Origin of the sequence: Spirillospora sp. NPDC049024, from assembly GCF_040649235.1 — a bacterium.
GTDB lineage: Bacteria > Actinomycetota > Actinomycetes > Streptosporangiales > Streptosporangiaceae > Spirillospora.
Genome location: NZ_JBEZFD010000021.1, coordinates 107,903 through 134,541 on the forward strand (window position 1 = coordinate 107,903; position 26,639 = coordinate 134,541).

Here is a 26,639-nt window from a genome sequence, read left to right on the forward strand (position 1 = left end):
CCTCAGGCCGGGAGCATGCCGTGGCGTAGCTGGAGCAGGGACTTGCTCAGCAGGCGCGAGACGTGCATCTGCGAGATGCCGAACCGCTCGGCGATCTGCGTCTGCGTCTGGTTCCCGAAGAAGCGCAGCAGGACGATGGTGCGCTGGCGTTCGGGCAGCTCGCTGAGCAGGGACCACAGGGCTTTCCGCTCGACCACGTGCTGGAGGTCCGGGTCCTCGGCGCCGAGGTGGTCGACGACGAGGCTGGTGTCGGTCTCCGAGGCGCTTTCCGCGGGCGCGTCCAGGGACAGCGGGTTGTAGGAGTCCCACGCGATGATGGCCTCGGTGACCTCCTCCAGGCTGAGCCCGAGCAGGTCGGCGAGTTCGCGGGGCGTGGGGGAGCGGCCGTTGTCCTGCGAGAACCGCTGGGTGGCGTCCACCAGCCGCGGCCGCAGTTCCTGGATGCGGCGGGAGACCCGGATGCCCCAGGTCCTGTCCCGGAAGTGCCGCCGCACCTCGCCGAGGACGACCGGGTAGGCGTAGGCGTGGAAGCTGTCGCCGCGGGCGGGGTCGAAGCGGTTGATCGCCATCACCAGGCCGAGGTAGGCGACCTGCCGGAGGTCCTCCAGCGGCTCGCCGCGGTGCGCGTAGCGCCGCGCGATCGATTCGACCATGGCGGCGTGCTTCTCGACGAGCACGGCTCTCAGCCGGTTCCGCCGTCCGGGGGCGGTCTCCGGGCGGTTCATCTCGTCCAGCAGCACCTCGGCGGGGGGCGGCTCGGTCGCGCGGCGGGCGGCGAGCGCGCCGTCCCTCACCGGTGCCTGGGCATGTGTCACAAAGACCCCTTCCTGGGGCGGAGTGCGGGCGCGGTGGGCGGTTCAGCGGCGGAACCGCCTCTGGGGATGCGGACGGGGGCCGCGGGAGGCGGCGGTCTCGGGCTCTTCCACGGGGACGCGGCGGCTCACACCCGTGGTGGCGCAGACGCGCGGCACCGTGCCGGACGGCGGGAGCCGCACGGTCAGGGGAGTGTCCACCTCGGCGGCGTGGACGTGGACGCGCAGGATCGCGCCCGCGGTGTCGGGGTCGCAGGACCTGCACCCGGTCAGGTCGAGGACCATGGCGGGGACGCCGTCGTCCAGCAGCCGCCGCGAGCACTCGCGCAGGTCGTCGGAGTCGTCGGGGCGGGGGTCGGGCGGCAGGCGCAGGAGCGCGTGCCGTCCGGTGAACTCCACGGAGATGCCGCTCGGGGTCGTGAAGGGAGTGCGCATGACCACCTCACTCGGAACGTCGAAGTGAAGGCGGAGCCGCGCTGTTGGACTCCGAGGGGGAAGAAATCGGTCTTCCCCTCCCATCTACCCGCCGAGGCGACTTCAAACAGGCGCGGTGGTTATTCGTGGCCTCGGCCTTGGGCCGTCCGGTACGCAGGAGTTACGCAATACATGCGATTGCGGTGGCTCTCATCGGGGACACTGCGGCCGTCAGCCGCCGAGTGGAGGGAGAACCTGGTGACCGACCGGCTCGAATCGGATTCCGACCGCTTCCCGGACTCCGCGGGCCACATGGTCGAGCTGACCCGCTCGCTTCTGGACGCGGAGACGGTCGCCGGGGTCCTGCGGCGCATCCTGCTGGCCGCCCAGATCCTGGTCCCCGACGCCGACATGGCCAGCATCACGCTGCGAGACCGGGACGGCGACCTGCGCACCCCGTTCCACAGCGACCAGGCGGCGATCGATCTGGACCGGCTCCAGTACCGGCTGGGAGAGGGGCCGTGCCTGGACGCCGCCGACCCCGCCGGCGCCGCGTTCGCGCGCAGCGGCGATCTGGCCGCCGAGCCCGCCTGGCCGGAGTTCGGCCCGGCCGCCGCCTCCTACGGCTACGCGTCCGTCCTGGCCACCGCCCTGCTGCTTCCCACGGAGTCGGACGAGGCCGTCGGCGCGCTCAACATGTACTCGCGGGAGCGCGGGACGCTGGACGGCGTCGCCTGCGACACGGCGCTGCTGCTGGCCACGCACGCCTCCCTCGCCCTCGCCGCCGTCCGGACGGCCGCCGACGGCGCTCGCGACCGGGCCGACGCCGACAACCAGATGGCGAACCTGCGCACGGCGCTCGACACCCGGACCGTCATCGGCCAGGCCACCGGCATCCTGATGGCCCGCCGCGGCCTCGACGCCGCCAAGGCGTTCGAGCTGCTGTCCCGCACGTCGCAGAACCTCAACGTCCGGATCGGCAGCCTGGCGGAGGGCATCGTCTCGACCCCCGAGACCGCCGACGACCTCTGAGCCCCGTCAGCCGCGCTTCGGGACGGCGCGCTCGACGGCGGTGGTGCATGCCCGAGCCTCGTTGGCTTCAGGACGCGAGGACGAGCGGTGACGGTACGTGCACGAACACTTGTTGGCGCCGGCCGCAGACCAGGACGCTGTAGTGGGGGCGGTAGTCACTGGCGTCGATGCCAACGTACTCGTGCCTGACGATCCCCCAGTAGATCTCACTGGAAACGGCTAAGACCATCGGCGTCGGCACGGAGCGTAAGACCGCTTTGAGTTTCGGGGAATCCAGCATGCGGCATGCGACGTCCACAGCTTCCCCTATGCAGCCCGTTTCGTCGCACAGGATGTCTCCGGCGTGTATGGCCGCACGTACGCGCAGTTCCCTTCGCATGCGTTCGACAGAGGCCAGTCCGAGGTTGTAGTCGGTGAGCTGCCGAGTCAGTTCCGGCACGAGCCGGGACAGCAGAAAGGTCTTGGGTACATCGTCCACCGGGTGTATCGGCAGGAGGATCCCGTCGCCGCGGTCGTCGAAGGGATCATGGCGCTCCTCGCCCACGCCCGCGTACTCCATCGCCTGGATCAGGAACCCGTAGAGCAGGTCACGCAACTCTTTTTTGATCGGGTTGGTGCGCAGCGGGGCGGTCGAACTCTCGATATCGAGGGCGAGGATGCTCCTGTGCACCGGATGGCTGGTCACTGAGCCGCTCCCATTCACACCCCGTGTCCTCCCGGCAGAGGACGTCGATCCCAGTGTCCGTACGGAGGCCGGAGTGTGCAACATGCACGTCGTGGAAGGATCCGGACGGCAAGGCGCACCTATCTGACGTGGCTGCGACTTCTGACACCCGTAGCCATAAACATGCCTGTTTAGTGCTGGTATGTCGGCAATGAGCCCCTGTGGAGGAGGCCTGAGAATCTCTCTCTGATTTGTGCAACTTGCGTTGCAATCGCCGAAGCCGCCCACGAGGATTGAGGTAGTCGACAAGAGCGCATGCTACTGGAGGGTGGAAGCATCGTGGCAGCGGCACCGAGTGTCCGACGGCGTCGTCTGGGTGCCGAACTCCGACGGCTTCGCTCCCAACGTGACCTCACCGCCGATCAGGTCGCCGCCCTGCTGGACTGGTCCACGTCCAAGATCAGCAGGGTGGAGACGGCCAAGATCGGCATCAGCGTCTCCGACGTGCGCCTCCTGCTCGAACTCTACGGGGTCGCGGGACAGCACAAGAGCGAGCTTCTGGCGCTGGCGGATGCCGCCACCCGGCGGGGCTGGTGGGCGCGGTACTCGAAGGACCTGATCTTCGCGGAGTTCGCAGCCTATGTCGCGCTCGAAGACGAGGCCGACTCCGCGGCGAACCATGTCACCTACAACATCCCGGGGCTTCTGCAAATAGAAGAGTACGCCTATCACATTATAGAAGGCGGAAGGAGTGCGTTTCAGGGCATTTCCCAAGCCCAGGCCGACCGACTCGTCGAAGTGAGGATGCGTCGCCAGCAGATCTTGTATCGTGAGCAGCCGCTGCACTTCTCGAGCGTCCTCGATGAATCAGTGCTGATGCGCGCTATTGGAAATCGCGGGACGATGCGACGTCAGTTGACGCAGTTGATCGAGTTGGCGGAGAGGCCCAACATCGAACTACGCATACACCCGTTGAAGGCCGCTCACGTACCGGTTTTCAACGAATCTTTCACGATCCTCAACTTCTTGCCCGCCCATGACGTGAATTTTCCGGAAGTCCTCTTCATCGACAGCGTCCAGTCGGCAGAGGTTCTCGATACCGGCATCACTCGGCACTATCGTCTCGCGTGGGAAAGCATCAAGGCGAGTTCTCTCCCGCCCCAGAAGTCCAGAGAGCGCATCGCCGAGGCCGTCAAGGAACTCTGACAGAGCCTCGGCGATGCGCATGGGTGAAACTATGCGGGCCGCGAAGGAAGTTCGGTCCTTACCCGCGTGAGCAGGGCGTCGAAGGCGGCGGCGGAGAAGGTGAGGACTGGTCCGTTCTCGCCTCGCTTGGTGTCCCGGACGGCGATGCTCCCGTCCGGCGTGCGTGCCGCTTCCACGCAGTTTCCGTCACCAACACAGAAACTACTTCTTCGCCAGAAAAGGGCATGTGCCGCCTGCATCGGCTGCTCGCTCTCTATCAAAGTGGTCTTATCGGACATTGTGTGACAAGACCGCCCAAACTCCATGTGACTTTAGGTATTCATCAAGCCGACGCCGATTCGTGACGCGCTCACCGGCCAAAATATCCTGCCAGCTGCTCCGTTGGCGAATCGAACTGGCAAAGATTGCCTGCCCTTCAGAAAACGAAACCAATTCCGGGCGCGCCTTCCTGGAGTCGCTCCAGGAGCCCTGCGAGATATCCGGTCGTGGTCAGTAGTAGAGGCTGATGGCCGTGATGAAGGTGAACGGTATCGGCGCTCACGGGTGCCCGGCTGATCGAGTGGCCATGCGGGCCGGCGTGGTCGGTAAGTCCTACTTTGGTGCCACAAAGCCTGCGCGGGCGGGAAACGTGAGGTTCCCGCAGGAATCCCCAGAGGATCAGGGCTTGCGGCCGACGCCGCCGGTCATGAATCGGACGTCGATGGTGCTGGCGTCCAGGACGGGCTCCTCGGGGCGCCACAGCGGGAGCGGGACGAGGCCGGGCTGCAGGATCTCCAGGCCGTCGAAGAAGCCGGCCAGCTCGGCGGGGGTGCGGACACGGCCGGAGCCGAGCTGCTCCAGGAGCTGCTTCTCCAGCGCGACGGATTCGGGGGCGTCGCCCAGGCGGGTGAAGTTGGTGATGAAGAAGTAGGAGCCGCTGGGCACCGCGTCCCGCAGGACCTGGACGATCCGGCCGGGATTCTCGTCGTCGGCGAGGTGGTGCAGGATGCCGACGAGCATCACGCAGACGGGCTGGTCGAAGTCGATGAGCGCGCGGACCTCGGGACGGCCGAGGAGGTCGTCGGGCTCGCGGATGTCGGCGGTCACCACAGTGGTGTCGGCGTTGTCGGCCAGGATCGCACGGCCGTGCGCCAGCACGATCGGATCGATGTCGACGTACACGACGCGAGCCTCTGGGTTGACCTCCTGCGCGACCTCGTGGGTGTTGCGGACGGTCGGCAGTCCCGATCCCAGGTCGAGGAACTGGGTGATCCCCTCGTCCGCGGCGAGATGGCGGACGACGCGGTGCAGCATCGCGCGGTTGTGCAGGGCGATGTCCCGCAGCTCCGGCATGATCGCGAGGCTGGCCTCCGCCACGACCCGGTCCACCTCGTAGTTGTCCTTGCCGCCGAGCATCACGTCGTAGACGCGTGCCGCGGTCGGAACGCCGGTGGGAATCTGCGGGGACGACTCGGCCATGTGCACCTCAGGGCTCAGGAGATCTTGCTCCGCATCGTAGCTTCGCGAAGCCGAGCAAAATGCGAAAAACCCCTATGCCAAGGGGCTTTCCGCGAAATGTGGAGTGAGACTCCGAGCCCGGCCCTACTCGCCGAGGGCCTCCCGCTCTCCTGACGGCGGCGTCGAGGCCGAGCGGTGCACTTCCGGGGCGCTTCAGCGCTGGGCGGGGACGGCGGTGATGACGAGGTTGTCGCGGTAGTGGCCGGTCCGGGCGTCGAAGGGGCCGCCGCAGGTGATGACGGTGAGGCGGGGTCCTCCGTCGCGGGCGAACAGTTCCCGCAGCGGCATCGCCGTCTTGCCGATGGTCTCGCGCGCGACCACGCGGTACGCCAGGGTGCGGCCGTCGGCGAGGCGGACGGCGAGCCGGTCGCCGGGGGAGACGCGGCGCAGCGCGGCCAGGGCGCCGAGCCCGCGTTCGCGGGAGTCGACGTGCCCGGCCAGGACCGCCGATCCGGTGGGCGAGCCGGGACGGGCGCCGTAGCTGTACCAGCCGACGCGGGAGACGTCGCCTGGAAGCGCCATGGCTCCCGTGGAGTCGACGCCCACCGGCACCACCGCCGCGCGCAGCCCGGCGGACGGCACCGCGAGTTCCGCCGGCCGGGCCGGCACTGCGGTTCCCCGTCCGGGCGTCCCGCCCGCGCTCCGGCCCGTCGCGGAGGTGGAGTGGAAGGAGGGCCGGTGCCCGCTGTTCGCGGGGCCGTCCTCGGTCGCCGAGTGCCAGAGCCCGGCCCCGCCGGCGCCGGTCAAGAGGAGGCCGGTGCCGGCGAGGGCGAGCGCTAGGCGCGAGGATCCGGTCATCGGGACGCCCCGGCGGTCAGTGGTGGTCGCCGCGCGGGGTGCCGCGCCGGCGCACGACGAGCAGCCGCGTGCCCGCGCCGATCGTCACCAGGAGGGCCAGTCCGGTCGCGCCGACCAGCCACCCGGGCGGACCGCCGTCGAGTCCGGCGGCCTGACCGCCGGTCCCGCCGGGCACCCCGCTGGGCGCGGTCTGCAGGCCGGGGATGGTCTGAACCGCCAGCTTGAGGTTCCCCTCCTTGGCGCTGCCCCAGGCGTAGACGATGGTGTTGGTGCCTTCGGCCACGGTCAGATCGGTGGGCCCGATCACGACGTTGTCGGTTCCCGCGAGGGTGACGTCGGCTTTGACCGTTCCCGCCGGTGCTTCGGTGACGGCCTCGTCGGGGTTGGACAGGTTCTTCACGATCGCGGTGCCGTTGGCCCGCACGTCGACCGCGGGCGCGGCGGCGATGTGCCGGACGGTCAGCCGGCCCTTGCCCGCCGGGACCTTGGAGGTGTCGTTGGCGTAGGCGTTGAGCGCCGGGCTCCCGCTCTCGGTGAGGTTGGCGGTCAGCGTGACGTTCGTCCCCGCGGTCACCTCGACGGTCTTCTCGATGGCCGGGGTGCCGCCGGGCCCCTGGCCCGCCTTGAACACCTTGATGTCATAGCTGCCCCCGGGAAGCTTCAACGGGGCGCTGAGCGAGCCGGGCGTGAAGTCCGACAGCACCTTCTTGCCGTTCGCGTAGACGTCCACGGTCAGGCCGGGCACGCCGTGCAGGACGCGGACGGTCGCCGTCGTCTGCGCGGCGCCCGGCATCCGGTCGGCCCGCGTCGGCGCCGCGAAGGCGGCAGGACTCGCGGACACCGCGAGCGCGAGTGCGGCCACGGTGGCCATCACCAGTCTGCGCATGTGCAGGACCCCCTCATCGCGAGGATTCATGATCTTGGCTGACGAGCGCTCATCGATGGAGACCGGAGGGGGACGTTCCGGAATTTCCCCTATTCGGCCTCCAAAGGTGCTTTCCGGCATATTCGGCCATACGCGCCCAAAAGGTAAAAAGAGTCGCAGGGCAGGGAAGGGAAAGCGTGACCTGCTCATCCGACTTCGGGCGTCGCAGATGTGCTGAACCAGGTCGTCGTAGCCAGCCCCCGGGCGGCCGGTTCGTGGCAGAGTGGCGGGATGCCTGGTGCGCGGTATGGGATGGATGCACCCTATGGGTTCGGCTTCGTGGGCCTGGTCGTGCTGGGGTTCTGGGTGACCGGGCTGGTGATGGCGGTCACCGCCGATCTGGCCGCCGCGCTGCCCGCGCTGGTCTCCGGCACCCTGCTGGCGGGATGCCTGGCCCTGAGCCTGCACGCCACGCTGCGCGGCAAGTTCCTGGTCTGGCGGGAAGTGCTGGACGAGTTGGACCTGCGTGGCGACGAACGGCTGCTCGACCTCGGCTGCGGACGCGGCGCCGTCCTGTTGGCCGCCGCCCGGCACCTCCCGCAGGGCCGGGCGGTCGGCGTGGACCTGTGGCGCGGCAGGGACCAGTCCGGCAACACCCCGGCGGCGACACTGCGCAACGCCCGCGCCGAAGGCGTAGCCGACCGCGTCCGCGTGCAAGGGGGTGACCTGCGCAGACTCCCGTACGCGGAGGCAAGCTTCGACCTGGTCGTGTCCAGCCTGACGGTGCACACCATCTTCGGAGCGGACGCCCGCGCCCAAGCGATCGCCGAGGCGTACCGGGTGCTGCGGCCGGGCGGCCGCCTGCTGATCGCCGACCTGGCGCGGACCCCCCGCGAATACGCCGCGGTGCTGGCCCGGCTGGACGCCCAGGACATCCGCGTGCGCGGCCTCGGCTGGCGCGCGTGGTGGGGCAGTCCGTGGGTCCCGACCCGCCTGCTCACCGCCCGCAAACCAGCCACCCCCTGAACCCACCTACCGGCACGATCCTGGCCCCATGGCCACCTGGCGTCCGACGAGCAGTGAGTGAGGAGTCAGCCGACCTTCGGGGTGGCGCGGTCGATGATCGGGGTGACGTCCAGGCCTGGCGGGAGGGTGCCGAAGGCGCCGCCCCAGTCGCCGGCCAGGCGGGTTGCACAGAAGGCGTCGGCGACGGCCGGGTGGCCGTGTCTGACCAGCAGTGACGCCTGTAGGACTAGCGCCAGTTGCTCGGCTACTCGGCGGGCGCGGTACTCGATTGTGGACGTGTCGGTGAAGCTTTCCTTGGTCTCCTTGATGGCTGCGTCCAGGCGCTTGTCGGCTCCTTCGGAGAGGGCCACTTCTTCGAAGAACGCCTCTAGGGTTTGCGGTTCGCGTAGCGTTGCGCGTAGGAGATCGAGCGCCGCGACGTTGCCGGAGCCCTCCCAGATTGAGTTCAGGGGGGATTCTCGGAAGAGGCGGGGCATGCCGGATTCTTCGACGTAGCCGTTGCCGCCTAGGCATTCGAGGGACTCGGCCGCGTGGGCGGGCCAGCGTTTGCAGATCCAGTACTTGCTGACCGCCAGGGCCAGGCGCTTGAAGGCGGTCTCGGACTCGCTGCCGCGGAACGAGCGGTCGGTGGCGCCCGCCAGGCGGAGCATCGTGGTCGTGGCGGCCTCGGACTCGATCGCCAGGTCGGCGAGGACGTTGCGCATCAGCGGCTGGTCGATCAGTGCCTTGCCGAACGCCCGGCGGTGCGCCGCGTGGTGGGCGGCGGTGGTGACGCCGAGGCGCATGCCGGAGGCGGCGCCGATCACGCAGTCGAGCCGGGTCATGTTGACCATCTCGATGATGGTGCGGACTCCGCGGCCCTCGTCGCCGACCCGCCACGCGACCGCTTCGTCGTACTCGACCTCGGAGGACGCGTTGGACTTGTTGCCGAGCTTGTCCTTGAGGCGCATCAGGCGCAGCGGGTTGAGCCCGCCGTCCGGCAGGACGCGGGGGACGAGGAAGCAGGTCAGCCCGCCGGGCGCCTGGGCGAGGGTGAGGAACACGTCGCACATCGGGGCGCTGGTGAACCACTTGTGGCCGACGAGCCGGTACGTCCCGTCCGGCTGGGGCGCGGCCGTGGTGGTGTTGGCGCGGACGTCCGAGCCGCCCTGCTTCTCGGTCATGGACATGCCGGCGAGGAGCGCGGTCTTGGTGAGCGGGGGACGCAGGCCGAAGTCGTACTGCCGCTCGGCGAGGAGCGGCTCGTACCGGGCCGCCAGCTCCGGCGACTGGCGCAGCGCGGGGACGGCGGCGTAGGTCATCGAGACGGGGCAGCCGTGGCCGGCGTCGACGCGCCAGGTGTAGAACTTCGCGGCGCGGGCGACGTGGGCGCCCTCGCGGGAGTCGGTCCAGGCGGAGCCGTGCAGGCCGTGCGTCACCGCGACGGTCATCAGCTCGTGCCACGCGGGGTGGAACTCGACCTCGTCGATCCGGTTTCCGAAGCGGTCATGGGTGCGAAGGACGGGCGGGTGCTCGTTGGCGAGGCGGCCCCACTCCTGCGCCCGCTCGGTGCCGGCGAGGAGGCCGAGCTCGCGCACCTCGGCCTCGGCCCATCCGGCGCCCTCGCGGTGCAGACCGTCCAGCAGGGCCGCCTCGTCGGACACGTCGTGCCCGGCGAGCGGGGGGACCTGGTTGAACACCTCGTGCGTCACGCGCTCTCCCAACGTTCGTGCCGTCCACCCGCAGAATACAGAACGGGGTTCGGGCAAGAACTTGATCATGCCTCTGGGGTGGCGGGACGTCCATCCTCCTCAGGTGGTGGGGCGATCTCGTCCGCGCGGCGGATTGTCCGGCGCCGCGCGGGGCATACCGTCGAAATCATGAGTCAGTCCAGTCCGCAGCCCGAGCGGCCCTGCCCGAGCCGCCCGCTGGAGCGGCGGCAGGACGCCGGACCGGTCCCCTCGGCGGCCGAAGCGGCCGGCGCGCCCGACGCGGTGCGGGCGTCCGACGACGAGCGCGAGGCCGTGGTCGAGCGGCTGCGGATCGCCTCGGTGGAGGGGCGGCTCACCTTCGAGGAGCTGACCGAGCGCACGGAGGCCGCCTACGCGGCCGTCACCCGCGGCGACCTCGAACTCATCACCGCCGACCTGCCCGGCATGGGCGCGCCCGGCGCCAACCCGGCGCCCGCGCAGGTGAAGCGCAAGTTCACCGCGGTCATGGGGGACTGCAAGGAGCGCATCGTCGGCCGCATCGACGGCCCGCTGGAGGCCGTGTCGGTGATGGGCGACGTCGTGCTCGACCTGCGCGGCGCGCAGGTCCCCACCGGCGAGGTGCACATCTCCGCGACCGCCGTGATGGGCGACGTCAAGATCATCGTCCCGGACGGCGTCAGCATCGAGCTGTCGGGGCACAACTTCCTCGGCGACCGGCGGGTCGCGGTCCGCGACCCGCACCCCGGCGCCCGCGTCCCCGTCGTCCGCATCACCGCGAACGCCGTGATGGGCGACATCAAGATCGTCGACGACGAGCACCACGCCCCGCTCCGCCGCGCCGTCACCACCTGGTGGAACGACCGGACATGACCCGGGAGCGGCGGGAGTGTGGCACGGGGACGATTCGCGGGCTACACTGGCCCTGCGGCAGCTACGCTGCCCGCCCAGTCTGAGTTGACCAGTCCGCGTCTAAGTCCTGCAGTCGCAGTCGAGCAGTCGCATTTCTGAGTCCCAGTCGCCAGTCACCAGTTCGTGTCTCAGTCCTGCCGTCATGAAGTCGTAGTCAGCAGTCGACGTCTGAAGTCGAAGTCCGCCAGGAAGTCGCTGTCCCAGTCTGAGTCGCCCGAGAACGACGCGTTAGAGGCGATCATGGACCGAGAGACCGAATTCCTGATCTGTGCGGTGGTGCTCACCGGAACAGCCGTGGCAGCGACGATCTTTCCCGCGCAGACCGTGAGTCTGCTGCTGGGTATCGTCGCCGGCGCTTTCCTGAAGTGGGCCCTCCATAAGCGGGCATAGCCACGAGGCGCTCGCTCACTAACTTCCACTGGGGACCTCATTACTCGATGATGAGGTCCCCAGTGTTAACGGAGGACGAGATGTACAGACTCATCGATCTGACGCGCGCGCACGCGGGGACCGAGACTGCGATCCTGGAGGCGTTCGAAGCCGCCTACCCGGGTGTGCCGGCGACCACGACCGAATACATCACGGTCCCCGAACGGGCCAGGCCCGCCGGGACCGACGACCACCTCTGGACCGAGATCACCGGGACGGTGGACGACGCCGCGGTCACCAAGGTGGTGTACGAGCGGGTGGCCGAGGCCCGCGGCTCCGGCGGCCCCATCTGCGTGGCGTCGTTCCGGGCCAGCGTGAAGAACGTGGCGGAGATGCTCGACGCCGTCCACGGCGGCGTCGAATTCGTCCACCTGAGTTCGTTCGCGCCGCCCTCGACCGGCGGTGAGACCTTCGACTGGGACGACACGTGGATGCGGCGCGAGGACGCCGTCAACACGCTGGTCCATGTGATCGGCCATTCTTCCGCGCGGGTCCGCATGACCGATCTGCGCAAACTCCTCGCCGCCCACGACCCCCGTTTCAGGAAGCAGGTCGGCACTTTCACGGCGCGGCCGAAATTCATGTCCACCCTGGTGTCCCTCGCCGTGGAGAGAAAACTGGTGGCCATTACCACGACCACCGCGGGCGACAACAACCCGTACGTCGAACTCACCCCCGCAGGGCGTTCCCGCCTGGCCCCCGCCCCCGCCCCGGTCCAGTCCCCGCCCCCGGTCCCCACCGCCGCCCATGTCGTCCCGCCGCCGCAGGAGCCCCGCTCGCTGTCGCACCTGTGCGTGGACGTGCTGCGGCAGAACGACATGGGGCCGTTCCAGGAACTGCGCGAGAGGATCTACAACGAGATCGAGCGGCTGGTGGGGGAGAAGTCCCGGACCCCGGACCGGCTCATCAGGGACGCCGTGCAGGCGGTCCGCGACAAGAGCGACGACGCCCCCAGCAAGTCGGGCAGGAAGTTCCCCTGGGGCAGGGTGCGCGCGTTCCTGGCGAAGCTGACCCGGCAGGTGCCGGTCTTCCTCAGCCAGGGCGAGCCGGTCGCGGTCTCCCTGGGCAACAACGGGGGCGTGGTCGACGCCCTCGCCGACGACTGGTGGCGGATGCTCGACGGCGAGCTGGTCTGCTTCATCCTCGGCAAGGGCGTCGTGATCACCCAGTACGACTACGAGGAGCTCGCCGGCGCCCTGTACAACAGCCGCCAGCCCCAGTACTACGACAAGGCCCAGGAGGTCGTCGACTACCTGGCGGGCGCCGGGCGGATCACCGAGGCGCCCGGCGACGAGATGCGGATCGTGCTCGCGGCGCCGCCGGAGCCGCCGCGCCCGTTCGACGGCTGAGCCGGGCGTCAGCGGGTGTCGTCGTGGGCTTCGGCCTCCTCGACGCCCGCCTCGTCCGGCGGCAGGGTGTCGGGGTGCTCGTACCGGACGCCGGGGGTGCCGGTGCCGCTGGTCTCCTCCCCGTCCGGGACGGTGCGGCCGCGGGCGTCGGAGCCCTCGTTCACCGGGGCGAAGCGGCGGTCGTCGGTCTCTCGGGGCTCGTGGCCGGGTTCCTCGCGCGTCATGGCACCCGCATACCCGGCCGGCGGCGTGTCGAACGCCCGATCAGACCGCGGCCGCCGTGCGGGGGGCCTCCAGCGCCCCGGTGTAGCGGCGGACGATCAGGTCGGCGATCTCCGGCGCCGCGCCGAGAGCGGGGGAGACGACGGCGGCGCCCGCCGCCAGGGACTCCCGCCGCACCTTGTCGGCGAAGTGGCCGGGCGCGAGGATGTAGGACGCCACCGCCACGCGCGGCGCGCCCGCGGCGAGCAGGGCCCGCACCGCCTCGCCCGGCCCCGGGCGGGCCGCCGTCGCGTACGCCGGCACCACCTCGCGCAGGCCCCGGGCACGCCACTCGCGGGCCAGGCCCGCGACCGTCGCGTTGGCGGACGGGTCGCTGGAGCCCGCCGAGACGAGGACGACCGCCGTGTCCGGGTCGCCGGGCGCCGCACCCGCCTCGGCCAGGCGCCGCTCCAGGGCGTCCAGCAGCAGAGGGTGCGGGCCAAGCGTGTCCGCAGTGCGGAGGGCCAGCCGCGGGTGTCGGCCCCGCACCCGGTTCAGGACGCCCGGGATGTCGGTCTTGCTGTGGTAGGCCGCGGTGAGGAGCAGGGGCAGCACGACCGCCTCGTCCGCGCCGTCCCGGGCCACGCCGTCCAGCACCCGGTCGGGGGCGGGCGGCGCGTGGTCCAGGAACGAGGCGTGCACGGGCACGTCCGGGCGGCGCGCCCGGACGGCGTCGAGCAGCGCGGCGACGGTCGCGGCGGCGCGGGGGTCCCGGCTGCCGTGCGCCACCGCGACCATGGGGGCGCTCACAGGTGGATGCCGCACTCGGTCTTGCCCATCCCGGCCCACCGGCCGCTGCGCGGGTCCTCGCCGGGCGCGACGGGGCGGGTGCACGGCGCGCAGCCGATCGAGGGGTAGCCGTCGTAGTGCAGCGGGTTGACGAGCACCCCGTTGTCCTCGATGTAGTTGTCCATCTCCTCCTGGGTCCAGTCGAGGATCGGGTTCACCTTGACCATGCCGCGCTTGCGGTCCCACTCGACGACCCTCCGGTCGCGGCGGCTCGCGGTCTCGTCCCGGCGGATGCCGCTGAACCAGGCCATGTAGCCCTCCAGCGCGCGGCCGAGCGGCTCCACCTTGCGCAGGTGGCAGCACAGGTCGGGGTTGCGGCCGTGCAGGCGGGGGCCGAGCGCCGCCTCCTGCTCCTCGACCGTGCGGGACGGGGTGACGTTGATGACGTTCACCGGGTAGACGGCCTCCACGGCGTCGCGCGTCCCGATCGTCTCGGCGAAGTGGTAGCCGGTGTCGACGAACAGCACGTCGATGCCCGGCTTCACCTTCGACACGAGGTGGATGAGGGCCGCGTCCGACATGGACGAGGTGAGGCAGATGCGGTCGCCGAACGTGGCGACCGCCCAGCGGATCACCTCCAGCGTGGGGGCGCCCTCCAGGGCGGCGGCGGCCGACTCGACGATGTCCTGGAGGTCGAGCGTGGGTCTGTCGGTCTCCAGCAGGGTCACCTGGGGTTCTCCTTGCTCGCGGTGCGGGGCGTGCCCACACCGAGGAACTTCAGGCTGAAGGAGCGGAGGCAGTCGGGGCAGAACCACGCCCCGGGCGCCTCCCCGCCGGGTTCGAGGCTCTCCTCGCCGCAGTACGGGCAGTAGAAAGGCGTCATCCGTTCGCTCATGCGCGATCGGCCCCGCTCACTGGAGGTCGGCGTCGTCGGCGCGGTGCACCCACTCGGCGAACGTCTCGCCGTCGGAGCGCTGCTCGTCGAACCTGCGCACGACGCGCTCGACGTAGTCGGTGAGCCCGGCCGAGGTGGTCTTCAGCCCGCGGACCTTCTTGCCGAACGACGCGCCGAGCCGGCCCCCGAGGTGGATCTGGAAGCCCTCGACCTGGTCGCCGTCCTCGTCCACGACGAGCTGGCCCTTCAGCCCGATGTCGGCGACCTGGATGCGGGCGCAGGCGTTCGGGCAGCCGTTGACGTTGATCGTCAGCGGCTGGTCGAAGTCGGGCAGCCGCTTCTCCAGCTCGTCGATGAGGTCCATGGCGCGCTGCTTGGTCTCGACGATCGCGAGCTTGCAGTACTCGATGCCCGTGCACGCCATCGTCTGGCGGCGGAACGTGGACGGCCGGACCTGGAGGTCGTGCTTCGCCAGCTCGCCGGCGAGCGCCTCGGTGTTCTCCTCCGGGACGTCCAGGATGACCATCTTCTGCTCGTTGGTCGTGCGGACCCTGCCGGAGCCGTAGCGCCCGGCGAGGTCGCCGATGACGCCGAGCAGCTCGCCGTTCACCCGCCCCACGCGCGGGGCGAACCCGACGTAGAAGTTCCCGTCCTTCTGCGGGTGGATGCCGACGTGGTCGCGGTGGGCGAGCGGCGCGGCGGGCTCGGGGCCGTCCGGAAGCGTGTAGCCGAGGTACTCCTTCTCCAGCACCTCGCGGAGCTTCTCGGCGCCCCAGTCCTTCATCAGGAACTTCAGCCGGGCGCGGCTGCGCAGCCGCCGGTAGCCGTAGTCGCGGAAGATCGACGTCACGGCGTGCCAGACCACGCTGGTCTGCTCCGGCTTGACGAACACGCCGAGGCTCTGCGCGAACATCGGGTTGGTCGACAGGCCGCCGCCGACGAACACCTGGTAGCCGGTCTCGCCCGCCTCGTTCACCACGCCGACGAACGCGATGTCGTTGATCTCGTGGACGGTGCAGTGCGAGGTGCAGCCCGACATCGCGGTCTTGTACTTGCGCGGCAGGTTGGAGAACTCCGGGGAGCCGATGTACTTGTCGTGGATCTCGCGCAGGTCGCGGGTCGCGTCGATGACCTCGTCGGCCGCGATCCCGGCCAGCGGGCAGCCGATGATCACGCGCGGGACGTCGCCGCACGCCTCCGTCGTGTGCAGCCCGACCGCCTCCAGGGCCTCCCAGATGGCCGGGACGTCCTCGATCCGCACCCAGTGCAGCTGGACGTTCTGCCGGTCGGTGATGTCGGCGGTGCCGCGCGCGTACCGGGTCGAGACGTCGGCGATCGTGCGGAGCTGCGGGCCGCTCAGCTGCCCGCCGTCGATCCGCACCCGCATCATGAAGTAGCGGTCCTCGAGCTCCTCGTCCTCCAGCGCACCGGTCCTGCCGCCGTCGATGCCGGGCTTGCGCTGGGTGTAGAGGCCCATCCAGCGGAACCGGCCGCGCAGGTCGGACGGGTCGATCGAGTCGAAACCGCTCTTGGAGTAGATGTCGATGATCCGGCGGCGGACGTTGAGCCCGTCGTCGTTCTTCTTGTTCTCTTCGTTCTTGTTGAGCGGTTCGCGGTAGCCGAGGGCCCACTGGCCCTCGCCCTTCTTGCGTCTGGTCGCGGTTGGCACGGCGCGCGTCCTCATCTGTTGTCGAGAGGGACGCGCGGCGCACCGGCGCTCTGAGGCAGCCGGCTCTACGCTGAGCAGGATGAAGTCAAAGGTGACGCCGATGCGCCACGCGCCCGGCTGTACAGGGGCGTGGTCGGAGCGTCACCGACAGATCGCGCTGCGGACGCGGAGGAAGTCGACGTGCCGGCGCTTGGCCAGCAGCGGGTCCGCGGCGTTCATACCTGAAGGGTGACATGCCGTCTCGCGGACTGTCCAGTTACGTCCGGCATGCGGACGCGTGACATGCGTCATCCCTGCCGCCTCCAGTTCACCCGAGGCTCGGCCTCCGGGCTGGTCGCGGATTCCCCGCCCGGCGGGGCCGCCTCGGCCCCGGGCGCCGGCGGCTCGCCGGGCGCCGGGTGGTGCTGGCAGTCGCACCACGACCCGCCACGGCACTTCTCGTGGTGGCGTTCGCGGCACGACTGGCAGATCATGTCTTCTATTGTCACCCATGAAGGCAAATGCCCGGTTTTCCGTGGTAGGGCGCATATGATCATGGTCCGGACGACGTTCCGCACCGTCTCAACGGGTATGGGCCAAGGGATGTGCACGGATCGGGCGGCACGCCTGCGAGACGGCCGAGCGGGGGAGGCGAACGCCATGCCACGCGCGAAGCGGACCAGTGAAGTGGGCGATGCGGCATGCGCCGGGCGCGCAACCCTCTACGGTGGGGCGGTGTGACCACCGTCTCCGACGCAGCGGGCACCCCCCGGGCCGGGGACTCCCCTTCCGGACAGGACCCGGAAGGCCCGCGGCGGCGCCTGCGCGACCGCCGCGACCGCCTCGCCGCGCGCGTGCGCGCCGACGCGCGGACCGCGGCGGGCGTCGGCTGGACGCTGGTCAAGGGCACCGCGATCGGCGGGTTCCGCTACCGGGTCACCGGCCTCGCGGCGGAGGCCGCGTTCTTCGCCCTGCTGTCGCTGCCGCCCCTCGTCATCGGGCTGATCGGCACGATGGGCCACCTGCGCGGCCTGTTCGGCACCGAGACGATCCGCGAGGTGCGCTCCTGGGTGATCGACCAGGCCCAGACGGTGCTGACCGGCCCGGCCGTCGACTCGGTCGTGATCCCGCTGATCGACTCCGTGATCAGGGGCGGCAGCCCCGACATCGTGTCGGTCAGCTTCCTGATCTCGTTGTGGGCGGGGTCGCGGGCGACGAACGTCTACGTCGACACGATCACGATCGCCTACGGGCTGTCGGGCGTCCGCGGCGTGATCCGCACCCGGCTGCGCGCGTTCGTGCTCTACCTCATCGGGCTGCTGACCCTGATCATCGTGATCCCGATGCTGGTGGCCGGGCCCGCGCTGGTCCGGCAGGTGCTGCCGGAGAGCGCCGAGGCCGTCCAGGTGCTGTACTGGCCGGTCGTGGTGAGCCTCTCGATCATCTTCCTCTCGCTGCTCTACCACATGAGCGTCCCGGTGCGGACGTCCTGGTGGCGCCAGACGCCCGGCGCCGCGCTGGCGCTGCTGATCTGGATCGTGGGCAGCTTCGTCCTGCGGATCTACCTGGCCGGCTCGCTGAGCGGGGTGTCGGTGTACGGGTCGCTGGCCGCCTCGATCGCGCTCCTCGCGTGGCTGTACGTGGCGGCGCTCGCGGTGCTGATCGGGGCCGCGCTGAACGCCGAGATCGACCGGCACTGGCCGAGCGGGGACACCGCCCGGATCCGCGCCGAGCTGGAGGCCCAGGGCGACCAGGTCCCCCGGGACCAGGGGGCCACGAGTAAAAACCACCCCGAATGAGGTCCTGAAAAGGGCAAACATGTCGTAGCCTCGCGTGACATGACCCCCCGTGAGGAGACCGGCCGGCTCCGGACCGTGACCGGCACGATCGCGACGTCCGACATCACCGGTCCGGTGCTCTCCCACGAGCACCTCCAGCTCGATCTGCGCTGGCCGGCGCGGCCCCAGCTGGCCGCCTCCGACCCCAGCCGGTGGCTGGACGAGGAGAAGGCCGTCCAGCGCGAGCTGAACACGCTCCGCAAGGACCACGGCCTCGGCCTCGTCGTCGACCTCACCTGCTCGGGCATGGGCCGCAACGCCGCCGCGCTCGCCCGCATCAGCGCGGGCGCCAGGGTCGCCGTGGTGGCCGGGACGGGCGTGTTCACCGAGCCGTTCCACCCCCCGTTCGTCCGGGAGGTCCTCGCCCCCGGAACGGCGGTCCCCTTCGAGGGGACGAGCTCCCAGCCCACGGGGACCCCGCAGTACGAGGCGCGGGGGTCGATCCCTCAGTCCGAGCCGCGTCGGTCTGGGGGGACGCCCCCCCAGTACGAGCAGCGTCATTCTGGAGGGGCGACCCCCCAGGCCCCCCGGTACGACTACTCGGGGGGCCCGTCCGCCGTCGACCGCCTCGCCGAGCGCCTGCTGGCCGAGGTCGGCTTCGGCATGGACGGCACGAACTCGCTGCCCGGCGTCATCGGCGAGATCGGCACCTGGGGCGAGGCGCCGACCGAGACCGAGGAGCTGTGCCTGCGCGCCGCCGCCCAGGCCGCCCGCTACTCCGGGCTGTCGGTCGCGACCTACGGGCGGGCGGGCCTCGCGCAGTTGGAGATCCTGGCCTCCGCCGGGATGGCCCCCGACCGCGTCGCGGTGGGGCAGCAGGACCGGGTGGACGACCCGGCCCAGCACCGCAAGATCGCCGAGTTGGGCGGCTACGTCTCGTTCGGCACGCTCGGCCTCGCCGGGACGGACCCCGCCGCCCTCGGCGCCGGCGTCCGACGCGTCATGGACCTGCTGGAGGCCGGGCACGCCGACCGGGTGCTGCTGAGCACCGGGGTCTCCCGGATGGCGCAGGTCGCCCGCTACGGCGGCGCCGGCTTCGGGTACCTCTTCGACACGTTCCTGCCCGCGCTGCGCGCCGCGGGCGCCGACGAGGCGACCCTCGGAGCGGTCCTGCAGGACAACCCGCTGCGGTGGCTCACGGGTTCCTGAGTGGGTAGGGGACACCCCGGAAGGGGGTATCCCCAATGCCCTGGAGCAGATCCGCGGGCGGAGGCGTCCGGCACGCGGGCACCGTCCGGCTCCCGTACACCGACCGCGCCGAGGCGGGCCGGGTGCTCGCCGCCCGCCTCGCCACGATGGGCCTTGAGGGGGCCGTGGTCCTCGCGCTGCCGCGCGGAGGCGTCCCCGTCGGCCACGAGGTCGCGCGGCGCCTCGAGGCCCCGCTCGACGTGCTGGTGACCCGCAAGATCGGATATCCGCGGCAGCCCGAGCTCGGCGTCGGGGCGATCGCCGAGGGCGGCGCCCCGGTGTTCGACGGCGGCCTGCTCGCCCGGCTCGGACTCCGCGCGGACGACCTGGCCCCCACCGTGGCGGCCGAGCGCGCCGAGCTGGACCGCAGGGTCGCGGCCTACCGGCACGGCCGCCCGCTGCCGCGGGTCGCCGGGCGCCCGGTGATCGTCGTGGACGACGGGCTCGCCACCGGCGGCACGGCCCGCGCCGCCGTGCGCGCGCTGCGCGAGCGGGGCCCGTCCCGGCTGGTCCTGGCGGTGCCCGTGGGCGCCGCCGAGACCGTCCGGAGCCTGGAGCCGGAGGTGGACGACGTGGTGGTGCCCGCGGCGCCCTCGGACTTCCGCGCCGTGGGGCAGTGGTACCGCGACTTCGACCAGCTCACCGACGCCGACGTGACGGCCTGGCTGGAGCACGCCGCGCGGGCGGGCGGCGGGGCCCGGGGCGGGGGCCCCGAACCGGGCCGGGCGTGATCTCCGCGGAACCGGGTCCGGAGTGAGCCGCCGGGTGCGCCGCGTGAATGGCGCCCCGTGGATTTTCCGGAACGTGGATTTCAAGAAAATGGCCTCATCGGCGAGGCCGGTGCGGTAAAAGGCGCCGGGGGAATACCGCGGTCCGATGTGACCGGGTCGTAACGCAGATGTGACGAAGCGCCCGGGCCCGGTCGTGATGGACCGGGCCCGGGCAACGCAAACGGCCCCGCGGAGCGGGGCCGTGACGTTTTAGGTGGCGTGCCGGGGATCGCGATGGGAGCGTTCTGGCGGCCTGTGCCTTCTCGCTCAGGCGGCGTTGGCGCGACGCATGCGGCGACGGCGCTCGGACGCGCGCTCGTCCTCGTTCAGGCCGCCCCAGGTGCCGTACTTCTCGGGCCGGGACACCGCGTAGTCCAGGCAGTCCGTACGGACCGGGCAGCCCATGCAGATCTGCTTGGCCTTGCGCTCGCGGATCTCGCGCTCGGGCTGGCGCTCGCCGTCGGGGCCGAAGAAGAGGACGAGGTCTTCCCCCCGGCACGCCGCGGCGTCCTGCCAGCCCCAGCTGGGACGAGGGAGGTTTGCCTGCCGACGTACCTGAGCCATGGAACACCCACCTTGATTGGTTTCGAACAAAATCGGGACATGGACGCTCGACGTACTTCGGATGACAGAGTCAGAGAAGCGCCGAATGTTCCAACGTCTGGAGTTGCCGCTCTGTTCCCCGTCCGGTTACTCCGGAAACCTGGGGACGTGCGACAGGAGACCCTCGAATGGGGCCTCAGAGAGATTACACGAGGGCCGCCTCGTTGAGAAGGGTGAGTTCCCTAACAACGTAGGTTCTCTGGTTCTCCCCGCAGTCGGCCCCGCACGGGTCGGGCTGCTGGACGGCTTCGAGGACCACCCGGTAACGGCTCCGCCTCAACAGAACGACGGCTTCGTACCGGGTTGTTCCTTGGAGCGCCGTGACCGACACCACGGTCGCGTCGTCCACCCCGAGCCGGCCCGTGTGCGCGCGGGCGAAGTGCTCCGCGGCCTGCGCGGTCTCGGGCGTGCCCGCCCGTCCGCGCAGCCTCGGCAGGAAGACCTCGCCGCGCAGGTAGGCGTCCGCCGCCGCGTTCGCCTCCGCCTCGCCGAGGTCGCCGTACAGGAATCCGTGGGGAAGACATACCAAATTCGCCGCAAATCGGTCACCGCCGACATGGGTGGTTTCCCAGATAAGGCGGTCGAAACGCGTTGCGAGAGAACGCGCGAGCGGGGCGCCGGTGCGAGCGCAGCAGGCGTTGCGGCGCCCGTGCGTGCAGACCAGCAGGACCGGCTCCGCCACCCGCTCCCCGAGGCCGGGGGACCGGCCCCCGGCGAGGGCGGCCAGGTCGAGCGCCGCCAGCTCGGCCGGATCGGCCAGCTCGCGCCCCTCGATCCAGACCTCGTCCCCGCGGGAGGAGGCGGCGTAGACCTGGAGCGGCGGGATGGCGCGGCGGCGGCCCGGCCGGCGGATCAGCTGCGGCCGGACGCCCGCCTTCTTCGCGGCCCGGACGGCCTCGGCCACCGGGCCCGGGCCGGCGAGGTCCTCGACCCGCTCGGGCCAGGGGCCGGGATGCTCGATGAGCAGCCAGGCGCCCGCCTTCGCGGTCGCGGTCGCCAGGCACGGCCGCTCGCCGGTGTGGCTCCCCGGGCAGTGTCCGCAGCTTCTGCCGCGCGTCACGCGTTCCCCCCGCCGATCCTCGTCATCCCCGTCGATGTCGCCGGTCCGCGCCGAGCGATTAGGTAAGGGTAACCTAAGGGGTGACGGGCAAACCGGGCGGGGTCGCCAGCAGCGCCTCGGCCGCCGGAAGCGCGGCCTCCCGGTCGGCCGCCACGAGGCCGATCCGGGTGCGGCGGTCCAGGAGGTCCCCCGCGTCCAAGGCGCCCTCGTGCAGCACGCCCCAGGCCAGCTCCGCGCCGGTCACCGGGAGCCCGGGGACGACCGGCTCCAGCAGCGACGCGTCCCGCCTCCCCAGGGCGGCCAGCAGCGGCGCCTCGGTGCCGTACCGCTGGACGAGCCGGGTCGGCGCGTCCAGGGCGTCCAGGCGGGCGCGTGGAGCCGCGCCCACGAGGGGCAGACGCGCGGTCCGGCTGGGGCCGGCGGCCAGGCCGCGGGCGCGCACGACCGCGTCCACGGCGTCCTCGGCCATGCGGCGGTAGGTGGTCAGCTTGCCGCCGACGATCGTGACGATCCCGTCCGGGGACGTCAGGACGGCGTGCCGGCGGGAGATGTCGGCGGTGTCGCCGCCGCGCCCGAGGTCCAGCAGCGGCCGCAGCCCGGCGTACGCCCCGATCACGTCGGCGCGCCGCACAGGGACGTCCACCGCCGAGTCCAGGACGTCGAGCAGGAAGCCGATCTCGCCCTCGGTCGGCTCCGGCACGTCCGGGACGGGCCCGTCCGCCGGCTCGTCGGTGAGGCCGACGTAGACGCGGCCGTCGCCCTGCGGCAGCACCAGCATGAACCGGTTGCTCTCGCCCGGGATGGGGACGTGCATCGCGGCGGTGAGCCCGCGCAGGGTCTCGGCCCGCAGCACCAGGTGGGTGCCGCGGGAGGGGCGCAGCCGCACCCCGTCCACCAGGCCGCCCGCCCACACCCCGGTGGCGTTCACCACCGCGCGCGCCCGCACGGTGATCTCCCGGCCGGTCGTCTCGTCCCGGACGAGCGCGCCGTCGCCGGCCAGCTCGACCGCGCGGCAGCGGGTGAGGATCCGGGCGCCGTGCCCGGCGGCGGTCCGGGCGAGCGCGGTGACGAGGCGGGCGTCGTCGGCGAGCTGGCCGTCCCACGACAGCAGCCCGCCGCGCAGCCCGTGGGGGCGCAGGGCGGGCGCGAGCCGGAGCGTCTCGACCGCCGACAGCCGGCGGGGGCCCGGCAGGACCGAGCGCGGGGTGCGGGCGGAGAGCCGCAGCAGGTCCCCGGCGCGCATGCCGCCCGCGGCCAGCAGCGCCTGCGAGCGGGACACCAGCGGTGTCAGCGGCAGCACGAACGGGAGCGCGCGCACCAGGTGCGGGGCGGTGCGCCGCATCAGCGTGCCGCGCTCGACCGCGCTCTCGTACGCGACGTCCACCTGCCCGGAGGCCAGGTAGCGCAGCCCGCCGTGGACGAGCTTGGAGCTCCACCGGGACGTGCCGAACGCCAGGTCCCGGGCGTCGATCGCCGCGACGGTCAGGCCGCGCGACGCCGCTTCCAGCGCGGCGCCCGCCCCGGTGGCGCCGAGCCCGACGACCAGCACGTCCACCACCTCCCCGGGCAGTGCGGCGAGCTCGCGCTCCCGGCGCGCGGCGTTGAGCGAGGTCCGGGGGTCGGGTCCGGCTGCGTTCATGGCGCGAGCGTCCTTTCCAGGATGTGGCGGAGTTCGGCGTCGAGCGCGTCGGCGTCGACCTCGGGGTCCTGTGCGTCGATCATGATCTGCGCCGACAGCCCGAACGACTGGACGACCAGCAGCAGCGCGCGGGCCTGGCGGGCGGGATGGCCGGCCCGGATCGTGCCGTCCCGGTGGCCGGCGGCGACCGCCTCCTCGAACCACGCGAGGAAGGCGCGCTGGCTGGCGCCGCAGCGGTCCAGCAGGTAGGGCAGCAGCAGCTCGGGGTCGACCTCGATGATCTTTCGGAGCAGCGGGTGGTCGCGGAACGTCCGCACGCCGGTGACCAGGCCGTCCACCAGCCGGGGCCGGACGGGGCGGCCGTCGTCGAGGGGTTGCAGCGCGTCGCCGATCGCCGTCCACTCGCGGGTCATCAGGTCGGCGACGATGGTGCGGACGTCGGGCCAGCGCCGGTAGAGCGTCATGCGGGAGACGCCGGCCCGGCGCGCGATGTCGGTCAGCGTCGTGCGGCGCACCCCGACCGCGAGCACGCAGTCGCGCGCGGCGTCCAGCACGGTGTCGTCGGCGGTCCGCGCCGCCATCCTGTTGTGACGATTCGACGTCATGTGTCACAGTGTAAGCCACCAGGAACCCGGGGCGGCGAGGGAGGCGGGCGTGGAGACGCGCGACATGCTGTGGAGCGGCTGGGGCGACCCGGCGAAGGCGGCGCCGCTGCCCGAGTCGATGGTCGGCCTGCTGCGCGACCTGCTCGGCGTGCGGCCCGCCGAGGCGCCGCCCGCCGACCTGACCGGCGTCAAGGTCGCCCCGCCCCGGCTCTCGGGGGACGACCTGACCGCGCTCGCCGCCGTCGTGGGCGACGGGAACGTCCGCGCCGACGCCGAGTCCCGGCTCCGGCACACCCGCGGGAAGTCCACGCCCGACCTGCTGCGCATCCGGGCGGGCGACGCCTCCGACGCTCCCGACGCGGTCGTCCTGCCCGGCACGCACGGCGAGGTGCTCGCCGTGCTGCAGGAGTGCGCCGCGCGGCGGATCGCGGTCGTCCCGTTCGGCGGCGGCACCTCGGTCGTCGGCGGGCTGGCGCCGCAGGGCGTCGACTCCTTCGTCGCCCTCGACCTGAGGCGCATGGACCGGCTGGTCGAGCTCGACGAGGTCTCCCGGACCGCCGTCCTGCAGCCGGGACTGCGCGCCCCGGCGGCGGAGGCCCTGCTCAACGAGCGCGGCTACACGCTCGGGCACTTCCCGCAGTCCTACGAGTGGGCGTCGGTCGGCGGGTTCGCCGCGGCCCGCTCCAGCGGGCAGGCGTCGGCCGGGTACGGGCGGTTCGACGACATGGTCGTGGGCCTGACCGTCGCCACCCCCGAGGGCGGCCTCGACCTCGGACGCGCGCCGAAGTCGGCCGCCGGGCCGGACCTGCGCCAGCTCGTCCTCGGCTCGGAGGGCGCGCTCGGCGTGATCACCTCCGTGCGGGTGCGGGTGCATCCCGTCCCGGAGGCCCGGGAGTACGAGGGCTGGCGCTTCGCCTCCTTCGACCAGGGCGCCGCCGCGCTCCGGCGCCTCGCCCAGGACGGCCCCCTCCCCGCGGTCCTGCGCCTGTCGGACGAGACCGAGACCATGGTCGGGCTGGCCGATCCGGCGGCGATCGGCGGCGGGTCGGCCGCGGCCGGGGCGCTGGCCGTCCTCGGCTTCGAGGGCGCCCGCGGCCCGGTCGCCGACCGGCGGGCCGCGGCGGCGGAGGTGCTGCGCGGCGCCGGCGGCGAGCCGCTCGGCGCCGGGCCGGGGGAGAAGTGGGAGCACGGCCGCTTCAGCGCCCCCTACCTGCGCGACTCCCTCCTGGACGTCGGCGCGTTCGTCGAGACGCTGGAGACCGCCGCGTTCTGGTCGGACGTCCCCGCGCTGTACGAGGCCGTCCGGCAGGCCCTGATCGGGACGCTGTCGGGAGCCGGGACGCCGCCGCTGGTGATGTGCCACATCTCGCACGTGTACCCGGCCGGCGCGTCCCTCTACTTCACGGTCGTGTCCGCGCAGGGCGAGGACCCCGTCGACCACTGGGCCGCCGCGAAGCGCGCGGCCTGCGACGCGATCCTCGCCGCGGGCGGGACGATCAGCCATCATCACGGGGTGGGCACCGACCACCGCGACTGGTACGCCCGGGAGATCGGGCCGCTCGGCGCCGCGGTGCTGCGCGCCGTCAAGGACCGGGTCGATCCCGCCGGGATCCTCAACCCGGGGGTCCTGGTGCCCCCCGCGGGAAGGGAGTGAGCGCCGTGCGCGCGTTCACCGCGATCGTCAACCCGGCGGCGGGCGGGTCCGCGTCCGCCTCCTGCCTGATGCCGCTCGCCCGGCTGCTGCGCGAGGCGGGCGCCGAGGTCGACGTCGAGTACAGCCGCGGGATGGAGCACGCCGCCGACGTCGCCCGCGCCGCCGGCGAGGCCGGCCGCGTGGTGCTCGGCGTCGGCGGGGACGGCCTGGTCGGCTGCGTCGGCGGGGCCCTCGCCGGGACGGGCGCCCTGTTCGGGATCGTCCCCGCCGGCCGGGGCAACGACTTCGCGCGGCAGCTCGGCGTCCCGTCCGAGCCGGAACGGCTCGCCCCGCTGCTGCTGGAGGGGGAGCCGCGCGAGGTCGACGCCATCGACGCCAACGGGACGGCCGTGCTCGGCAGCGTCTACGCGGGCGTGGACGCGGTCGCCAACGACAACGCCAACCGGACCCGGCTGCTGCGCGGCTCGGCCGCCTACTACGTCGGGGCGCTGCGCGCGATTGCCACGTGGCGGCACGCCGACTACCTGATCACGGTGGACGGCGAGGAGCACCGGCGGGAGGGCTACACCGTCGTCGCCGCCAACTCCGGCTACTACGGCTTCGGCAAGCACATCGCGCCGGACGCCCGCGTCGACGACGGGCTGCTGGACGTCGTGCTCATCCGCAAGGCGCCGAGGACGCTGTTCTTCTCGGTCATGCGGGAGCTGGAGGCCGGGACGCACGTCCGGCGGCCCGAGGTGGAGGTCCTGCGCGGCCGCGAGGTGCGCATCGAGCTCGCCGGCGGGACCGGCAGGACGCTCCCGTACGGCGCGGACGGGGAGCTGCCGGGGGTGCTTCCCGTCACCGCGCGGGTGCTGCCCGGCGCCCTGCGCGTCCTGGCGCCCTGACCGGCCGCGACGAGGATTTGGCCGCGTGTTTAGGGCGGTTTACGCGCCCATTACGGCTCTCCGGATAGTGTCGGTTACGTCCCGCTACGGGACCTTGGGGTTGTCTGTGGAGGCATCATGAGAAGGCGACTTTTCGCCGTTCTGGGGGGACTCATGATGACCGCAGGCCC

General features: G+C 71.9%; 28 protein-coding genes. 11 read left to right on the plus strand and 17 right to left on the minus strand.

The features are described 5' to 3' along the window. Nucleotides 1-2: 2 nt before the first annotated feature. Together AB0C21_RS32415 and AB0C21_RS32420 are read right to left on the minus strand one after the other, a co-directional pair. Nucleotides 3-815 carry a SigB/SigF/SigG family RNA polymerase sigma factor gene (locus tag AB0C21_RS32415; RefSeq protein ID WP_500209378.1) on the minus strand — a complete coding sequence of 271 codons (813 nt, stop codon included), beginning with the start codon at nucleotides 813-815 and terminating at the stop codon, nucleotides 3-5. A gap of 42 nt (nucleotides 816-857) precedes the next feature. Then, entirely contained in the window at nucleotides 858-1,247 is a 390-nt protein-coding gene (locus AB0C21_RS32420; RefSeq protein ID WP_149264984.1) for an STAS domain-containing protein, read from the minus strand. 237 nt (nucleotides 1,248-1,484) lie between these two features. On the opposite strand from AB0C21_RS32420, the gene AB0C21_RS32425 reads away from it, so the two are divergent. Then, the gene (locus AB0C21_RS32425) at nucleotides 1,485-2,258 is read left to right on the plus strand and encodes a GAF and ANTAR domain-containing protein (RefSeq protein WP_500209380.1); all 774 of its coding nucleotides are present in this window, start codon (nucleotides 1,485-1,487) and stop codon (nucleotides 2,256-2,258) included. 67 nt (nucleotides 2,259-2,325) lie between these two features. Here the strand turns inward: AB0C21_RS32425 and AB0C21_RS32430 are convergent, their stop codons facing one another. Continuing rightward, nucleotides 2,326-2,943, minus strand: a complete 618-nt coding sequence (locus AB0C21_RS32430; RefSeq protein ID WP_500209382.1) for a hypothetical protein — start codon at nucleotides 2,941-2,943, stop codon at nucleotides 2,326-2,328. A 318-nt stretch (nucleotides 2,944-3,261) separates the two neighbouring features. Here AB0C21_RS32430 and AB0C21_RS32435 point away from each other — a divergent pair, with 318 nt between their 5' ends. After that, nucleotides 3,262-4,128 (plus strand): helix-turn-helix domain-containing protein, encoded by an 867-nt coding sequence (locus tag AB0C21_RS32435; RefSeq protein ID WP_500209384.1) that lies wholly within the window; start codon nucleotides 3,262-3,264, stop codon nucleotides 4,126-4,128. 29 nt (nucleotides 4,129-4,157) lie between these two features. On the opposite strand, the gene AB0C21_RS32440 is transcribed toward AB0C21_RS32435, so the two are convergent. The 4 genes from AB0C21_RS32440 to AB0C21_RS32455 form a co-directional block, all read right to left on the minus strand. Beyond that, nucleotides 4,158-4,433: a DUF397 domain-containing protein gene (locus AB0C21_RS32440; protein ID WP_500209386.1), complete on the minus strand. Its 276-nt coding sequence runs from the start codon at nucleotides 4,431-4,433 to the stop codon at nucleotides 4,158-4,160. A gap of 352 nt (nucleotides 4,434-4,785) precedes the next feature. Beyond that, nucleotides 4,786-5,586, minus strand: a complete 801-nt coding sequence (locus AB0C21_RS32445) for an SAM-dependent methyltransferase (RefSeq protein WP_500209388.1) — start codon at nucleotides 5,584-5,586, stop codon at nucleotides 4,786-4,788. Between the two features lie 192 nt (nucleotides 5,587-5,778). Then, the gene (locus AB0C21_RS32450) at nucleotides 5,779-6,423 is read right to left on the minus strand and encodes a class F sortase (RefSeq protein ID WP_500209390.1); all 645 of its coding nucleotides are present in this window, start codon (nucleotides 6,421-6,423) and stop codon (nucleotides 5,779-5,781) included. A gap of 16 nt (nucleotides 6,424-6,439) precedes the next feature. Next, nucleotides 6,440-7,309, minus strand: a complete 870-nt coding sequence (locus tag AB0C21_RS32455; protein WP_500209392.1) for a DUF4397 domain-containing protein — start codon at nucleotides 7,307-7,309, stop codon at nucleotides 6,440-6,442. A gap of 291 nt (nucleotides 7,310-7,600) precedes the next feature. On the opposite strand from AB0C21_RS32455, the gene AB0C21_RS32460 reads away from it, so the two are divergent. Continuing rightward, nucleotides 7,601-8,314, plus strand: a complete 714-nt coding sequence (locus tag AB0C21_RS32460; protein ID WP_500209394.1) for a class I SAM-dependent methyltransferase — start codon at nucleotides 7,601-7,603, stop codon at nucleotides 8,312-8,314. A 65-nt stretch (nucleotides 8,315-8,379) separates the two neighbouring features. Here AB0C21_RS32460 and AB0C21_RS32465 read toward each other — a convergent pair whose 3' ends face one another. Then, nucleotides 8,380-10,005 carry an acyl-CoA dehydrogenase family protein gene (locus tag AB0C21_RS32465; RefSeq protein ID WP_500209396.1) on the minus strand — a complete coding sequence of 542 codons (1,626 nt, stop codon included), beginning with the start codon at nucleotides 10,003-10,005 and terminating at the stop codon, nucleotides 8,380-8,382. A gap of 168 nt (nucleotides 10,006-10,173) precedes the next feature. Here AB0C21_RS32465 and AB0C21_RS32470 point away from each other — a divergent pair, with 168 nt between their 5' ends. The 3 genes from AB0C21_RS32470 (at nucleotide 10,174) to AB0C21_RS32480 (ending at nucleotide 12,692) form a co-directional block, all read left to right on the plus strand. Next, the gene (locus AB0C21_RS32470) at nucleotides 10,174-10,875 is read left to right on the plus strand and encodes a DUF1707 SHOCT-like domain-containing protein (protein ID WP_500209398.1); all 702 of its coding nucleotides are present in this window, start codon (nucleotides 10,174-10,176) and stop codon (nucleotides 10,873-10,875) included. 279 nt (nucleotides 10,876-11,154) lie between these two features. Then, the gene (locus tag AB0C21_RS32475) at nucleotides 11,155-11,304 is read left to right on the plus strand and encodes a hypothetical protein (RefSeq protein ID WP_160161239.1); all 150 of its coding nucleotides are present in this window, start codon (nucleotides 11,155-11,157) and stop codon (nucleotides 11,302-11,304) included. A gap of 80 nt (nucleotides 11,305-11,384) precedes the next feature. Next, the gene (locus AB0C21_RS32480) at nucleotides 11,385-12,692 is read left to right on the plus strand and encodes a hypothetical protein (protein ID WP_500209400.1); all 1,308 of its coding nucleotides are present in this window, start codon (nucleotides 11,385-11,387) and stop codon (nucleotides 12,690-12,692) included. Between the two features lie 8 nt (nucleotides 12,693-12,700). On the opposite strand, the gene AB0C21_RS32485 is transcribed toward AB0C21_RS32480, so the two are convergent. The 5 genes from AB0C21_RS32485 to AB0C21_RS32505 are packed head-to-tail and all read right to left on the minus strand — an operon-like array spanning nucleotide 12,701 to nucleotide 16,261. Next, nucleotides 12,701-12,916 (minus strand): hypothetical protein, encoded by a 216-nt coding sequence (locus AB0C21_RS32485; protein ID WP_353819665.1) that lies wholly within the window; start codon nucleotides 12,914-12,916, stop codon nucleotides 12,701-12,703. 40 nt (nucleotides 12,917-12,956) lie between these two features. Next, nucleotides 12,957-13,691, minus strand: a complete 735-nt coding sequence (locus AB0C21_RS32490) for a sirohydrochlorin chelatase (protein WP_500209492.1) — start codon at nucleotides 13,689-13,691, stop codon at nucleotides 12,957-12,959. A gap of 8 nt (nucleotides 13,692-13,699) precedes the next feature. After that, a complete protein-coding gene (locus AB0C21_RS32495; RefSeq protein WP_149264994.1) occupies nucleotides 13,700-14,410 on the minus strand; it encodes a phosphoadenylyl-sulfate reductase in 711 nt (236 codons plus the stop codon). Further along, complete coding sequence (locus AB0C21_RS32500; RefSeq protein ID WP_149264995.1) at nucleotides 14,407-14,577, minus strand: Insertion element protein; 171 nt, start codon at nucleotides 14,575-14,577, stop codon at nucleotides 14,407-14,409. Before AB0C21_RS32500 ends, AB0C21_RS32495 begins: the two co-directional genes overlap by 4 nt. A gap of 16 nt (nucleotides 14,578-14,593) precedes the next feature. Further along, on the minus strand, nucleotides 14,594-16,261 hold the full coding sequence (locus AB0C21_RS32505) for a nitrite/sulfite reductase (RefSeq protein ID WP_500209403.1): 1,668 nt from the start codon (nucleotides 16,259-16,261) through the stop codon (nucleotides 14,594-14,596). A gap of 701 nt (nucleotides 16,262-16,962) precedes the next feature. Between AB0C21_RS32505 and AB0C21_RS32510 the strand changes: the two genes are divergently transcribed. The 3 genes from AB0C21_RS32510 to AB0C21_RS32520 are packed head-to-tail and all read left to right on the plus strand — an operon-like array spanning nucleotide 16,963 to nucleotide 19,982. Then, nucleotides 16,963-18,024, plus strand: a complete 1,062-nt coding sequence (locus AB0C21_RS32510; RefSeq protein ID WP_500209405.1) for a YihY/virulence factor BrkB family protein — start codon at nucleotides 16,963-16,965, stop codon at nucleotides 18,022-18,024. Nucleotides 18,025-18,063: 39 nt separating this feature from the next. After that, on the plus strand, nucleotides 18,064-19,212 hold the full coding sequence (locus AB0C21_RS32515) for a phosphotriesterase family protein (protein ID WP_500209407.1): 1,149 nt from the start codon (nucleotides 18,064-18,066) through the stop codon (nucleotides 19,210-19,212). Nucleotides 19,213-19,247: 35 nt separating this feature from the next. Continuing rightward, entirely contained in the window at nucleotides 19,248-19,982 is a 735-nt protein-coding gene (locus tag AB0C21_RS32520; RefSeq protein ID WP_500209409.1) for a phosphoribosyltransferase, read from the plus strand. A gap of 306 nt (nucleotides 19,983-20,288) precedes the next feature. On the opposite strand, the gene AB0C21_RS32525 is transcribed toward AB0C21_RS32520, so the two are convergent. From AB0C21_RS32525 to AB0C21_RS32540, 4 genes are all read right to left on the minus strand, one after another. Continuing rightward, the gene (locus tag AB0C21_RS32525) at nucleotides 20,289-20,585 is read right to left on the minus strand and encodes a WhiB family transcriptional regulator (protein WP_075901375.1); all 297 of its coding nucleotides are present in this window, start codon (nucleotides 20,583-20,585) and stop codon (nucleotides 20,289-20,291) included. A gap of 184 nt (nucleotides 20,586-20,769) precedes the next feature. Then, the gene (locus AB0C21_RS32530) at nucleotides 20,770-21,684 is read right to left on the minus strand and encodes a sucrase ferredoxin (RefSeq protein WP_500209410.1); all 915 of its coding nucleotides are present in this window, start codon (nucleotides 21,682-21,684) and stop codon (nucleotides 20,770-20,772) included. A 73-nt stretch (nucleotides 21,685-21,757) separates the two neighbouring features. Continuing rightward, nucleotides 21,758-23,323, minus strand: a complete 1,566-nt coding sequence (locus AB0C21_RS32535; protein ID WP_500209412.1) for a glycerol-3-phosphate dehydrogenase/oxidase — start codon at nucleotides 23,321-23,323, stop codon at nucleotides 21,758-21,760. Continuing rightward, nucleotides 23,320-23,928: a TetR/AcrR family transcriptional regulator gene (locus tag AB0C21_RS32540; RefSeq protein ID WP_500209414.1), complete on the minus strand. Its 609-nt coding sequence runs from the start codon at nucleotides 23,926-23,928 to the stop codon at nucleotides 23,320-23,322. The genes AB0C21_RS32535 and AB0C21_RS32540 overlap by 4 nt, the downstream gene beginning before the upstream one ends. 64 nt (nucleotides 23,929-23,992) lie before the next feature. Between AB0C21_RS32540 and AB0C21_RS32545 the strand changes: the two genes are divergently transcribed. Beyond that, nucleotides 23,993-25,582: an FAD-binding oxidoreductase gene (locus AB0C21_RS32545; protein ID WP_500209493.1), complete on the plus strand. Its 1,590-nt coding sequence runs from the start codon at nucleotides 23,993-23,995 to the stop codon at nucleotides 25,580-25,582. 5 nt (nucleotides 25,583-25,587) lie between these two features. Continuing rightward, a complete protein-coding gene (locus AB0C21_RS32550) occupies nucleotides 25,588-26,469 on the plus strand; it encodes a diacylglycerol/lipid kinase family protein (protein ID WP_500209416.1) in 882 nt (293 codons plus the stop codon). Nucleotides 26,470-26,639 lie beyond the last annotated feature (170 nt).